The sequence below is a fragment of the Celeribacter sp. SCSIO 80838 genome (assembly GCF_056498065.1).
The window spans coordinates 3,298,957-3,311,784 of the sequence record NZ_JAZKMA010000001.1 but is presented as its reverse complement, the minus strand read 5'-3'; the positions used below and the strand labels follow the sequence as shown (position 1 = coordinate 3,311,784).

Here is a 12,828-nt window from a genome sequence, read left to right as displayed (position 1 = left end):
CCTTGCGATGTGGCGGAAAGAAAAGGGGAATTAAATGCGCGGAATCTGCGGCGCGGCGGTTTCGGACAGCGGCCCGTTCATGCGCGGATCGTCCATCACCTCGATGGCGCGGCCATAGGGAACAAATCCCGAGCGGATGTAGAAGCCCACGGCCTGCGGGCTGTCGAGGGTGCAGGTGTGGACGAAGAACCGTTTGATCGGACGGGCGAAGGCCTTGTTCAAAGCGTGCTCCATGAGCCACCGCCCGGTGCCGCCGCCAATGAGACTGGTGTCGAGGCCGAAAAACGCCAGTTCGGTGTTGTCCGGGTCGCGGAAATCCAATTCCAAAAGCCCGAGGTCAACGCCATCCTTGCGCGCGGAATAGACCTCCACATCCGGGTCGGTCAGGATCGCGGAGAGCTTGGCGTCCTGCATATACATCCGTGAAAACCAAAGCCAATCCTCACCCACACGCCGATAAAGCGCGCGATACCAATCGAGATCGGGCGCCTTATGGTGGATCAGTTCCAACCCAGGCTGCTCCGGCACAGGGCGCGGCGTGGGCCGCGCGAACATCTCAAGATAGGTGACAATGGCGGCGAGCTTGCCGGAGGGCAGGTCGTGGAGGCCGTCGGGGAGGGGGCTTTGGGCGTTGGTCATGGGGGGAGAGTGACGGATGCGGCGAGGAGGTGCAAGTGGGATCACCTGCGCAATGCAAGCCGGGTTTTCGCCAAGAAGCTCTTGAGGTCATTGCGGAAAACCCAACCATAAATTGCGCCGTTGATGGCCAGAGCGGCGATGGACGCCGGGGCGAAGGCGACCGTGAACTCGACCGGGATCACAAGGTTGACGCCATAGATAATCCAGCGTGCCGTGGCCACGGTCAGCCCGAGGGTCAGGCTGGCCATCATGAACAGCCGGTGCGTTTTGACGTCCCCACGACGGATGGCCCACAGCGCGAGGGTCAGGGACAGGAGCAGAGCCAGGCAGATCGCATAGGTGCCCAAAATGGTCAGCCCGCCACCAGCCGCCGGAAAGGTGAAGACCATGACCATGATGGCGAAGCAGGAGAATATGGCGCTGAGACTATAGATGTAGCCGGAAAGCCGGTGCCAAAACCGCAGTGGGCGGGATCGCAGGGCGGGGATGGTTTGCAGAGGCCCGGTGAGGCAAAACAGGATGCCGGGTAGTAAGTGAGCCGTGCTGAGCCAAGGAGCATCGAGGTATCTTTGTTGGAGCCAGCCCACCTCTTCGGTCAGAATGCCCCAAACATAGAAAAGCCGCTCGACACTGTCGTAGAGAACCGGCAATGCCAAGATGTAGAGCAAAAGGGCGGTTCGGGGCATGATGCGTCCAAAGTGATTAATAAAAAGCCCCACCAATCTGGCGGGGCTTTCTCTATGTCGTCAAGCGTTGACGCTTATTTCTTCAGGATCGACGTCCCGGCGTATTCCGCCGTCGCACCAAGCTGTTCCTCGATGCGGATCAGCTGGTTGTATTTCGCCATCCGGTCGGAGCGCGACATGGAGCCGGTTTTGATCTGGCCGCAGTTGGTGGCCACAGCAAGGTCGGCAATCGTCGCGTCTTCGGTCTCGCCGGAGCGGTGCGACATCACGTTGGTGTAGCGCGCGCGGTGTGCCATATCGACGGCTTTGAGGGTCTCCGACAGGGACCCGATCTGGTTCACTTTCACCAGCATGGAGTTGGCAACGCCTTGCTCTATGCCCGACGCCAGACGCTCCGGGTTGGTCACGAAGAGATCGTCGCCCACGAGCTGAACCTTGTCACCCAGTTTCTCGGTCAAAAGCTTCCAACCGGCCCAATCGTCCTCGGCCATGCCGTCTTCGATGGAGATGATCGGGTAGTCGTTGCAGAGCTCGACGAGGTAGTCGGCGTTTTCCTCGGACGTCAGCGATTTTCCTTCGCCCTTCATCTCGTATTTGCCGCCCTCGTAATACTCGGTCGAAGCGCAATCGAGGGCGAGGTAGATGTCTTCGCCCGGCTCGTAGCCCGCTTTCTTGATCGCGGCGAGCACGAAATCCAGCGCTTCACGGGTGGAGGAGATGTTCGGCGCAAAGCCGCCCTCGTCGCCGATCCCGGTGTTGTATCCCGCAGCCGACAGCTCTTTTTTCAGCGTGTGGAACACTTCGGAGCCCATGCGGATCGCTTCTTTCACGTTCGCTGCCGAGACCGGCATGATCATGAATTCCTGGAAGTCGATCGGGTTGTCGGCATGCTCGCCGCCGTTGATGATGTTCATCATCGGGACCGGCAGAACGCGGGCCGAGGAGCCGCCGACATAGCGGTAAAGCGGCAGGGCGGAGTAGTCAGCGGCGGCTTTCGCGCAGGCCAGCGAGACGCCGAGGATGGCGTTGGCGCCGAGGCGGCCTTTGTTCGGGGTGCCGTCCAACTCGATCATCACGGCGTCGATGGCTTCCTGTTCGGTCGCGTCCATGCCGACGAGGGCTTCGGCGATCTCACCGTTGACGGCAGCGACGGCTTCGAGCACGCCTTTGCCCATGTAACGGGACTTGTCGCCGTCCCGTTTTTCCACGGCTTCGTGGGCGCCGGTCGAAGCGCCCGAGGGCACGGCGGCGCGGCCCATGGTGCCGTCTTCGAGAATGACGTCCACTTCCACGGTCGGATTGCCGCGGCTGTCGAGGATTTCGCGACCGATGATGTCGATGATGGTGCTCATGGCTTAGTCCCTTTGCAATTTGGTTGGCGGGCCAGTCGGGTGTCTGAATATCAGTCGGAACGGGCAGGTCAACAATGCATGCGCTAACATTGTGCGTCTCTTTGCCTGCAAACAGACGTAAGGCCGCGACGTGCAACGGTTTTGTAACGATTGCCGGAAAATTGCCGCGGAAACGGGCGCTCTCAGAGGCGGGGGGCCTCGAGATCGGCGGCGATGGCTTCGCGATCCAGCCGCGCCCGTTTGCGTTCACGCAGGAAGCTGTAAAGCCCCGAGGCGATGATCAGTGCGGAGCCCAGGATCGTCATCAGGTCGGGACGTTCGTGGAACACCAGAATACCGCCGATCATGGTGAACACCAGACGCGAATAGCGGAAGGGGGTGACGGCGGAGGCATCGCCTAGCCGCATCCCGGCGACGATCAGCGTGTAGCCCGCAGCCCCGGCGAGAATCGCCATCAGGGTCTTGAACACAAGCGGCAGATCCGGAGAAATCGGAGCTGCGCCCGAGAGCCAGAGATTCAGCATCGCGGCGGGGATCACGGCGAGGAAGGCCTGAAAAGAGACGACGGTCGAGGGGACGGCGGCGTCCATCACCCGGGTCATCAGGTCGCGCGTGGCGACGGCCACGACGGAGACCAGCACCCAGAGCGCTTGAGGTTCGAACCCTGACACGCCGGGACGGATGATCATCAGCACGCCGATGAAACCGACAAAAATTGCACTCCAGCGCCGCCAGCCCACCTGTTCTTTCAGAAAGACCGCAGCGCCCAGCGTGACGACCAGAGGCATGGATTGGAACACCGCGCCGACGGTGGAAATCTCGACCCGCGAGAGGGCTGTGACGAAGGAGACGGAGGCGACGGCCTCGGTCGAGGCGCGAATGAGGATCAGCGGCCGCCAGTTGCGGGTGACAAACACCGGATCGCGGCGCAAGAGCGCCCAGAGCAGGAAAATCCCGGCACTCGCCACCGCAATGGCCAAAAGCACCTGTCCCACCGGCATGAAACCGGAAAGATGTTTGATGAACATGTCTTCCACGGTGAAAAACGCCATGGAGCCGATGATCATGAGGATGGCGCGCAGATTGTGCATGGGGCTGTCCTTGGAATGCGTTTCTCCGCAATGCCCTGTGCGCGGCGCTCTGGCAATTGCGCAGAGCCGCAGACGGGGGATGCGGGAAAGCGCTCAGCGCTTTTTCTTGATGCCGTAAAGTTCGAACCGGTGGCCTTTGAGTTCATAGCCGAGCTTTTCGGCGATGCGTTCCTGAAGCGCTTCGATCTCCGGGTCGAGAAATTCGATGACATGACCGGTTTCGAGATCGATCAGGTGGTCGTGATGATCCCGATCGGCGGTCTCGTAACGCGCGCGCCCATCTCCAAACGCCAGCTTTTCGAGAATTCCGCGCTCTTCAAAGAGCTTCACCGTGCGATACACCGTGGCGAGCGAGATACGCTTGTCCTTCTCGGAGGCCCGGGCATAGAGCTCGTCGACGTCCGGGTGATCCTTGGCCTCTTCCAGCACAGAGGCAATGATCCGGCGCTGTTCGGTCAGGCGCAGGCCCTTGGCCTCGCAGCGGGAAAGGATCGTGTCAGACATGGAGGCTCCGGCGGTCGTCATCGAGCCAAAGGTAAAAAAACGGGAGGGATTGGTCCAGCCCGCATTTGTACCCCTGTCGGTCGCGCGGTTTATTTGATCTTCGACAGCATCATCCGGTCGAACATCCGATGTGGCAGGAGGCGGCGCAAAACATAAAGAAGTTTCGAATATTTCCCGGCGCGGTAGATGGTTTTGGGTTTCACGTCCGAAATGGCTTTCGAGATCGCTGCCGAGATCACTGCGGGCGACGATCCGGGGACCGCGCTGGCGCCCCGCAATCCGTCATAAAGAGACTTATAGGCGCGCTCTTTTTCGTTGTGATCCAATTCCTTAGATAGAACGGCGGAGAAGCCTGTGTCGATGAAGCCGGGTGCGATCAGCACCATGTAAATGCCCTTGTCCTCGACCTCGAGGCGCATGGTGTTGGTGAAGCCTTCGACGAAGAATTTCGTACCGTGATACCAGGCGCCCAAGGGGGTGTGGATCGTGCCGCCGATGGAAGAGATGTTGACGATCCGCCCGGATTTTTGTTTGCGCATATTGGGCAGCACGAGCTGTGTCATGCGCGCGAGGCCGAGGATATTGACCTCGAGTTGATGGCGGGCGGTGTCCATCGAAATATCCTCCACCGCGCCATAGGTGGCAAAGCCCGCGTTGTTGACCAGAACGTCGATGCGGCCCTCGCTGTGGATCACCTCGTCCACCGCGTCGCACATCGAGTCGTCATCGCTCACATCGAGCGCAAGCACATGCCCGCCCGCCGCGCGGATCGGCTCCATCATCTCGATGCGGCGCGCGCAGCCGTAGACGATATGCCCCTGGTGCAACAGATCGAGCGCGGTTTGCAGCCCGATGCCGGAGGAGGCACCGGTGATGAGAATGACTTTCGGATCGGTTTGCGGGCTGGACATCGGACGGGCTTTCTTTGACTTGTAAGGGCGGGACATGCAATAAATGACCATTGGTCATTTAATTAATGACCAATGGTCATTTGTAAAGCGCAAAGATGCGTCGCGAAAAGGAGTTCGGATCTATGTCTTTGACAGAAAAAAAGAAAAGAGCGCGCACGAATGCGGAAAAAACTGACCGAAGGTCATTTATCCTGTCCGAAGCACGAGAGATGATCGCAGAATCGGGGTTCGACGGGGTCACCATGTCGGGGCTTGCGAAACGTGCGGGGCTGGCCAAGGGGACGCTCTATCTCTACGTGAAAACCAAGGAAGAACTGTTTGCCCAGCTCTTTGTCGAGGCGCTCAGGGCCTATGTCACGGCGGTGACACCGGCCCTCGAGGACGACGCGGCGCTGATCGACGCGATGATGCGGGAAGCACAGGCGGTGCCGCTGTTCCTGCCGCTGATGGCGCGGCTGACCACGATCATCGAGGCGAACCTGAGCGAGGAGGCATTGATCGCCACCAAACGTGCGGTGGGCGGCGAGGGGATGCGGCTTGCGACCGAGATGGCCGTGGCGCGGGCGATGGGCAGCACGGAGGCGTTCGAGCTCGTCCATGCGCTGGTCGTCGCGCTTCAGGGCGCGGCGCAACTGGCGGTGCCGCGCCCGGCATTTTTCGACGATCTGCCCGAAGATGTCCGCGGGATCTACGAGCAATCCAATGCGGAGGTGGCTTTTGCCACCACCGCGCGACTGATCCTCAAAGGGGCGCAGTGAGGGGGGCTGAGGGCGTAAACCACCTGTCGGCAAAGCGTCGGCTTTGCGTCGGACTTTTGTCGGACCCCTTTTGAGACGTTTAGGACGTGGAAGGCGTGGAAAGGGGGACGAGACACAGGACTTTCTGAGACGGAAGCGCGTGGCGCAGAGGGAGCCGAAACAGAGCCGCGCGGACGTGGAAGAGTGGCGCGATGATCAGAAGACTGAGAGCGTGCAGAGAGGCCCGCCGACATAAGAAGGATGCGGGAAGAGGTCGGCTATACGAACCGAAAGATCACCTCAGAACACCAGTGCCCCTTCCATCATCCGAATGGCCTGCCCACCGATGGTGACGCTCCCGGCATCCACGGAAACGGCGACGCGCGAGGGGCGGCCCATGTCGTCGCCCTGATGGATATCAAAGGACAAATCCTCTCTCGTCGCCTCAAACAGCAACCGCCCAAGTGCCGCCGCCGCCGATCCGGTGGCGGGGTCCTCGGGAATGTCGTCGAGCGGTGCGAACATGCGCAGATGCACGGTTTCTCCGTCACGCCAGTAAGGGGCCTGCGCGAAATCGAGCCCCATCGGATAGCGTGCATGGCCCGCACGGAAATGCGCGAGATCGGTGGCGATGCGCGACAGGGCTTCCCGCGTTGTCAGTTCGGTGAAGGTGAACGCCAGCCCCATGCCGGCCATGATCGGAGCGCTCTTGAAATCCGCCATCTCGAGCCCGAGCGCACTGGCGACCAGCGCCGCATCCGGATGCGCGAGAGTTTCGAGCGGCTGGCGGGCGGTGAACCGTGCGTTGCCGTTTTCGGCCTGCGCCGTGATCAGACCGACTTTCAACTCAAGCCGCAGATCGGGGCCATGGCCCAACTCGGAGAGGGCCACCGCCGCGCCGATGGTCGGATGACCGGCAAAGGGCACTTCCATCGTGGGCGTAAAAATCCGCAGACGCGCGGTGTTGGCCGAATCTTCCGGCGGATAAAGGAAGACCGTTTCGGAATAGTTGAACTCGCGGGCGATCTTTTGAAGCTGGTCTTCCGGGAGAGAGGCGGCCTCCGGCACCACGGCCAGAGGATTGCCGCCAAAAGGTCGGTCGGTGAAGACGTCATAGGTCAGATAGCGGGTCAAATCTTAAGCTCCGGTTCACGGCCCACACGTTTCGCCAGAGGCGCGACGGTCAGGCCTTGTACGATGATCGAGAACACGACGATGACATAGGTCGCGGCGAGGATGACGGGTTTCCATTCGCTGTCGGGCAGCGAGAGGGCGAGAGCGACCGAGATGCCGCCCTTGAGCCCGCCCCATGTCATGATCGGCACGGCACCGCGCGAAAACGGCGAGACGTTGTGCAGGATCACGGCGGGGACGACGACGGAGATGAGCCGGGCGACGAGCGCCAACACGATGGCGAAAGCGGCGGCCTTGATGGTGACCATGTCGAAGACGACGGCGAAGACCTCGAAGCCGATCATCAGGAAGAGGACGGCGTTGAGGATCTCGTCGACCATGGTCCAGAAGGCGGCGACATATTTGCGCGTCTCCTCCGACATGCCGTATTTGGTGCCGACATCGCCGATCAGAAGCCCGGCGCAGACCGCCATGATCGGGGCGGAGACGCCGAGCGCCACGGCCAGCTCATAGCCGCCGAACGCGAGCCCCAGCGTGATCAGCACTTCGAGGGAATAATCGTCGATGAGGCGCATGACGCGGAAGGTGAGCCAGCCGAGGACGAGGCCCAGAACGGCGCCGCCCACAGCCTCGCGGAAGAACAGCTTTCCGACCATGAGCGCCATGTTTTCCTCTTCGCCGGTGCCGCCATGGCCGGTGGTTGCGCCGAACGCCAGCCCCACGAGGATCAGGTAGACGACATAGCCGACGCCATCGTTGAAAAGGCTTTCGCCCGCGATCTTGGTCTCAAGGCTTTTCGGCAGGTTGGCGTCCTTCAGGACGCCCAGAACCGCCACCGGATCGGTCGGCGAGATCAGCGCGCCAAAGGTGAGCGCGATCAGAAGCGGCATGCCGGTGAGCCAGGAAAAGCCAATGCCGACGACGGCGGTCGAGAGCGCCACACCGAGGGTGGCCATCAGGATGACGGGGAGCCACTGGTCCTTGAGGTCTTCGAGTTTGACATGCAGCGCGCCCGCGAAGAGCAGGAGGCCGAGCATGCCTTCCAGCAACGTGTCGGTGAAATCGAACTCCTGCACCGTGGCGCGGATTTCCTCTTCGAAAACGGTGGCGGGGAAGAGAAGGTCCACGCCGATGATCGCCAGAGAGGTGACGAGGGAGACGACGAGAATGCCGATGGTGCTGGGCAGGCGCAGGAACAGGTAGTTGATCGCGCCGAACGCCCCGGCGAGGACGATCAGGAGAGAGGCGAGTTGCAAAACGGTCATGGCAAAGGCTCACGGGAGGACAGACCTGTCCTGTGTAGCACTCTGATCTGTCGGGAAAAGGGGAGTTTGGGCGGCGGGTCTCAGGACGGAAGCCGCAGGTCGGCCCAGACCGGCAGATGATCGGAGGCGCGCTGCGACAGCACGGTTTGCACGACGCCCGCGTCGCGCATCTCGATCCGGTCGGAAAACGCGATGCGGTCGAGCGCGGCCATCGGGCGGTTGGCGTGGAAGGAGCGACCCGGCGCGGTGATCTCGAAGGCGTCCTTCAGCGGATCGAGCCCCTGTGTCTGCGACCATTCGTTGAAATCGCCGAGGATGACGGTCGGGCGCGGATCGAGGGTCGCGAGACGGGCGCGGATGGCGTGAAGCTGTTTTTGCCGCGAGATGCGCAGAAGCCCCAGATGCACGCCCACGACGCGCAGATCCGGCAGATCGACGGCCACCGCCCCGCGCGGCTCAAGCCCCGGCAGATCGAGACGATGCACGGCCTCGACCGTGGCGGTTTTGCGCACGAGGATGGCGTTGCCGTGCCAGCCGACGGAGACGGGCGAGGTGTTGACGGGCAGGGCGATGAAATCGGTGTGGCTCTCGATCATCCGCGCGGGCAGGGCGGCGGGGCGCGGGCCGAGGCGCATGTCGGCCTCTTGCAGGGCCACCACATCCGCGCCGATGCCGTTGATCACGTCGAGAATGCGACCGGGCGCACGCCGACCGTCGGTGCCGCGACATTTGCGCAGATTGTAGGAGGCGAGCCTCAGAGCATGTGTTTCCACTTTCGGGGTCATGTGTCTAAGATAGGAAGCCTAAGCCGCCGTTTCATCAGGACCAGAGGCCCATGCGTCAGATATTTCAGAGATTCCGTCGGGAACCGATTGTCATGCGGCTGGTGTGGCTGGCGCTTTTGTCGGAATTCGTGGTCTCCTTGGTGACCGGGCCCTATTCGACGGCTTTCATCGCGCTGGGCACGTTTGGGCTGACGCTTTTGCCGATGGCCTTTGCGCGACGGTTTCAGATTTATATCCCGCGCAGCTTCATGGCCGGGATCGTGCTGTTCCTCTTTGCGACGCTGTTTCTCGGTGAGGTCGACGATTTCTACTATCGCTACTGGTGGTGGGATGTGGTGCTGCACGGCGGCTCGGCGCTGGGCTTCGGGCTTGTCGGGTTTGTGGCGATCTTCATGCTGTTCCAGGGCGACCGCTATGCGGCCCCCCCTTGGGCGATGGGGCTGTTCGCGTTTTGCTTTGCCATGTCGATCGGGGCGCTCTGGGAGATTTTCGAATATTCCATGGATGAGATATTCGGCACCAATATGCAAAAATCCGGGCTTCAGGACACGATGTGGGACTTGATTGTCGACGCGGGGGGAGGTTTGATCGGGGCGCTGTCCGGTGTCATTTATCTCAAACGCGACCGGGGGGCGCCTTTTGCCGGGCTGATCCGGGATTTTATCCAACGCAACGGAAAGTTCTTTGCCAAGTATCGGGACAAGTAAGTCCAAGGGAGGTCCTCATGTCTGTACGGATCGCGGTTCGGTGGAACGCCTGGGAGGCGGAGGGTGCGGAGCATTGTCATGTCTCGATTGGCCCGGACGGGGCGGTGCTCACGGCGGCGCTGAGCGGCGGGCAGTCCCCGACCTATGCGGTGCAATACCGGGTCGTGACCGATGCGGCGTTTTACACCCGTGAGGTTTGGGTCAAATCTGTCGGTGGGTCTGAGTTGCATGTGACGAGCGATGGGGCAGGGCATTGGCACGATGTGGCGCGCGATGCGGCGCTGCCGACGCTTGAGGGCTGTCTCGATGTCGACATCGCCGTGACTCCGGCGACGAACATGCTGCCGATCCGGCGGCTCGGGCTTGCCGCAGGGGAGAGCCGGGAGATCGAGGTGGCCTATGTGCCGCCGCCGGGAGAGGGCGTCGGGCTGTTCCTGCCGCGCAAGGTGGCGCAGCGCTACACCTGCCTCGGACCGGACCGGTATCTCTACGAGGGGCTCTCCAGCGGGTTTGCCGCCGAGATCGAGGTCGATGAACACGGGCTGGTGCGCGACTATCCCGGCGTGTTTCGCCGGGCGTGACGCTCAGGTGCCGCAGAAGGTCATGTGCACCATCTGATCCTCGCGCGGCGGAAGGCAGAGATCGCGATCCGCCTGCGCAAGATCGAACGGGTGCGAGAGAACTTCCGCCAAACGCGTCGCCTTGCTGTCGTCGCCTTCGAGCGCGGCCTGAATCGCCTCTTCGATGCGATGATTGCGCGGGATGACGGCGGGGTTGGCCCCGGCGACGATCTCCTGCCACGCGGGGGCGCGGCGCTCCGCCCAGCGTACGGACCAGTGGTCGAACGCGTCCCGGTCCAGCAGCCAGTCGCGCGCGGAACCGTCGAGCAAGCCGCGGAAGGTATTGGTGAAATCCGCCCCGTCCTTGGCCATCAGCCCGAGCAGATCCTGGATCAGGGGCAGATCGTCTTCGCTGGCATCCGCAATGCCGAGTTTGGCCCCGAAGACTTTACGCCATTCCGCCTGATACAGATCGGGGAAGGAATTCAGCACCTCGGTCAGCGCATCGATCGCCTGTTGCTGCCCGCCAAGCTCGTCTTCGAGCTGCGGCACGAAACAGGAGCCGAGCTGGGCGAGGTTCCAGTGCGCCATGCTCGGCTGTTGCTCATAGGCATAGCGCCCATGGGTGTCGATGGAACTGTAGACCGCTTTCGGGCTGTAGCCGTCGATGAAGGCGCAGGGGCCGAAGTCGATGGTTTCGCCGGAGACGGCCATATTGTCGGTGTTCATCACGCCGTGGACAAAGCCGAGGCCCATCCATTTCGCAATGAGCCGGGCCTGTGCGTGCACCGCCTCCTGATAGAATTCGAGCGTATTCGTGGCCTGCGGGAAATGCCGGGCGCGGGCGTGATCGGTCAGAAGGCGCACCGCCTCATAATCTTCGCGGGCGGTGAAATATTGAAACGTGCCGACGCGGATATGCGAGGCCGCAACGCGCACCAGAATGCCGCCGGGATAGGCGCGCTCGCGCTGAACCCGCCCGCCGGTTCTGACGGCGGCCAAGGCGCGGGTCGTGGGAACGCCCACGGCATGCATGAATTCGCTGACGATATACTCGCGCAGCACCGGTCCGATCCACGCCCGGCCATCGCCATTGCGCGAATAGGGCGTGCGGCCCGCGCCTTTGAGATGGATGTCGAGCCGCCCCTTGTCCGAGACCACCTCGCCCAGCATCACGGCGCGGCCGTCGCCAAGCTGCGGCGACCAGTTGCCGAACTGATGCCCGCCGTAAACCTGCGCAATCGGATCGGCACCGTCGGGAATGACATTGCCCGCGCAAATCTCCGCATCCCAATCGGCGACGCCCAGCTCAGCGGCCAGAGGCGCGTTCCAAAGCACCATTTCGGGCGCAGGCGCGCGTTCCGGCGCGATGCGGGTGAAGAAACGGTCGGGCAGGCGGGCGTAGGAATTGTCGAATTGGGTCATGGGGCTTATCTAGTCCGTTTCCTTTGCTGTCCAAATACTCGGCAGGTCAGGCCAAACGTCGCACCCTCTCGGTCAGAAGCGCAAAGAAGCCTTCGGCATCGGCCTCATTCATGAACATCGCATTTGCGGATCTGTTGGTGACACCCCACCAATCGGCGACGGTCATGCCGCGGGTCAGATCGGATTGGGTCTCGATCTCGACATTGATGAAGCGGCCGGAGAACAGTTCGGGGCGGATCAGCCAAGCGATCACGGTCGGATCGTGCAGCGGGCCGCCTTCGGAGCCGTATTTCTCGATGTCGAACCGCTCGAAGAAATCGAGCCAGCCCGCGACCACATCGCCGAGATGGTTGCCGAAGTCCTTGAAGACCTGCAAACGCGGTGCGGTGACCAGCACCTTATGGGTGACGTCCAAGGGCATGACGGTCAGTTTGACGCCGGATTTGAACACGATTTCGGCGGCTTCCGGGTCGACGTAGATGTTGAATTCGGCGGCGGGGGTGATGTTGCCCACTTCGAAATAGGCCCCGCCCATGAGCACCACTTCCTGCACACGCGCGACGATGTCGGGGGCTTTCTCAAACGCGGTCGCGATGTTGGTGAGCGGCCCCATGGGGCAGAGCGTCACCGTGCCGGAGGGCTCCGAGCGCAGCGTTTCGATGATGAAATCGACGCCGTGTTGCGCCTGCAACGGCATGGTGGGGGCGGGCAGTTCGATGCCATCGAGCCCGGTCTTGCCATGAACATGTTCGGCGGTCACGAGCGTATGCGCGAGGGGGCGGTCACAGCCCGCGAAGACCTTGACGTCGGGCCGCCCGGCGACTTCGCAGATCTTGCGGGCGTTTTCCGAGGTCCGCGCAATCGGCACGTTTCCGGCGACGGCGGTGATGCCCAGAAGGTCGATCTCTTCGGGCGAGCCGAGCGCCAGAAGGATCGCCATGGCGTCGTCCTGACCGGGATCGGTGTCGATGATGATCTTGCGGGGAAATCCGGACATGCGCGCGCCTCACTTTTGATTTGAGGCCAAGATGG

14 protein-coding genes are annotated in these 12,828 nt (G+C 62.1%); 3 read left to right on the top strand and 11 right to left on the bottom strand.

Translation table 11 applies throughout. The features are described from left to right. Window positions 1–30: 30 nt before the first annotated feature. The 6 genes from V1475_RS16505 to V1475_RS16480 all read right to left on the bottom strand — a co-directional run bounded on the left by V1475_RS16505 (window position 31) and on the right by V1475_RS16480 (window position 5,183). On the bottom strand, window positions 31–639 hold the full coding sequence (locus V1475_RS16505; RefSeq protein WP_479413632.1) for a GNAT family N-acetyltransferase: 609 nt from the start codon (window positions 637–639) through the stop codon (window positions 31–33). 41 nt (window positions 640–680) lie between these two features. Beyond that, complete coding sequence (locus V1475_RS16500; RefSeq protein ID WP_479413631.1) at window positions 681–1,325, bottom strand: DUF2306 domain-containing protein; 645 nt, start codon at window positions 1,323–1,325, stop codon at window positions 681–683. Window positions 1,326–1,399: 74 nt separating this feature from the next. Continuing rightward, window positions 1,400–2,677 carry a phosphopyruvate hydratase gene (gene eno / locus V1475_RS16495; protein WP_479413630.1) on the bottom strand — a complete coding sequence of 426 codons (1,278 nt, stop codon included), beginning with the start codon at window positions 2,675–2,677 and terminating at the stop codon, window positions 1,400–1,402. Between the two features lie 182 nt (window positions 2,678–2,859). Then, window positions 2,860–3,768, bottom strand: coding sequence for a DMT family transporter (locus tag V1475_RS16490; RefSeq protein WP_479413629.1), 909 nt, complete (start codon window positions 3,766–3,768; stop codon window positions 2,860–2,862). 93 nt (window positions 3,769–3,861) lie between these two features. Beyond that, on the bottom strand, window positions 3,862–4,272 hold the full coding sequence (locus V1475_RS16485; RefSeq protein ID WP_434286789.1) for a Fur family transcriptional regulator: 411 nt from the start codon (window positions 4,270–4,272) through the stop codon (window positions 3,862–3,864). 89 nt (window positions 4,273–4,361) lie between these two features. Beyond that, a complete protein-coding gene (locus V1475_RS16480) occupies window positions 4,362–5,183 on the bottom strand; it encodes an oxidoreductase (protein ID WP_479413628.1) in 822 nt (273 codons plus the stop codon). Window positions 5,184–5,278: 95 nt separating this feature from the next. Between V1475_RS16480 and V1475_RS16475 the strand changes: the two genes are divergently transcribed. Continuing rightward, window positions 5,279–5,941, top strand: coding sequence for a TetR/AcrR family transcriptional regulator (locus V1475_RS16475; protein WP_479413627.1), 663 nt, complete (start codon window positions 5,279–5,281; stop codon window positions 5,939–5,941). Between the two features lie 279 nt (window positions 5,942–6,220). Here the strand turns inward: V1475_RS16475 and V1475_RS16470 are convergent, their stop codons facing one another. From V1475_RS16470 to V1475_RS16460, 3 genes are all read right to left on the bottom strand, one after another. After that, window positions 6,221–7,054, bottom strand: a complete 834-nt coding sequence (locus tag V1475_RS16470; protein WP_479413626.1) for a PhzF family phenazine biosynthesis protein — start codon at window positions 7,052–7,054, stop codon at window positions 6,221–6,223. Beyond that, window positions 7,051–8,319 carry a cation:proton antiporter gene (locus V1475_RS16465; RefSeq protein WP_434286793.1) on the bottom strand — a complete coding sequence of 423 codons (1,269 nt, stop codon included), beginning with the start codon at window positions 8,317–8,319 and terminating at the stop codon, window positions 7,051–7,053. The genes V1475_RS16470 and V1475_RS16465 overlap by 4 nt, the downstream gene beginning before the upstream one ends. 80 nt (window positions 8,320–8,399) lie before the next feature. Continuing rightward, window positions 8,400–9,092 carry an endonuclease/exonuclease/phosphatase family protein gene (locus tag V1475_RS16460; RefSeq protein ID WP_479413625.1) on the bottom strand — a complete coding sequence of 231 codons (693 nt, stop codon included), beginning with the start codon at window positions 9,090–9,092 and terminating at the stop codon, window positions 8,400–8,402. A gap of 62 nt (window positions 9,093–9,154) precedes the next feature. On the opposite strand from V1475_RS16460, the gene V1475_RS16455 reads away from it, so the two are divergent. Together V1475_RS16455 and V1475_RS16450 are read left to right on the top strand one after the other, a co-directional pair. After that, entirely contained in the window at window positions 9,155–9,811 is a 657-nt protein-coding gene (locus tag V1475_RS16455) for a DUF2238 domain-containing protein (protein WP_479413624.1), read from the top strand. Between the two features lie 17 nt (window positions 9,812–9,828). Next, on the top strand, window positions 9,829–10,392 hold the full coding sequence (locus tag V1475_RS16450) for a putative glycolipid-binding domain-containing protein (protein ID WP_479413623.1): 564 nt from the start codon (window positions 9,829–9,831) through the stop codon (window positions 10,390–10,392). Between the two features lie 3 nt (window positions 10,393–10,395). On the opposite strand, the gene V1475_RS16445 is transcribed toward V1475_RS16450, so the two are convergent. Together V1475_RS16445 and V1475_RS16440 are read right to left on the bottom strand one after the other, a co-directional pair. Further along, window positions 10,396–11,796 (bottom strand): protein adenylyltransferase SelO, encoded by a 1,401-nt coding sequence (locus tag V1475_RS16445; RefSeq protein WP_479413622.1) that lies wholly within the window; start codon window positions 11,794–11,796, stop codon window positions 10,396–10,398. 46 nt (window positions 11,797–11,842) lie between these two features. Then, window positions 11,843–12,793, bottom strand: a complete 951-nt coding sequence (locus V1475_RS16440; RefSeq protein ID WP_479413621.1) for a nucleoside hydrolase — start codon at window positions 12,791–12,793, stop codon at window positions 11,843–11,845. Window positions 12,794–12,828: the final 35 nt, after the last annotated feature.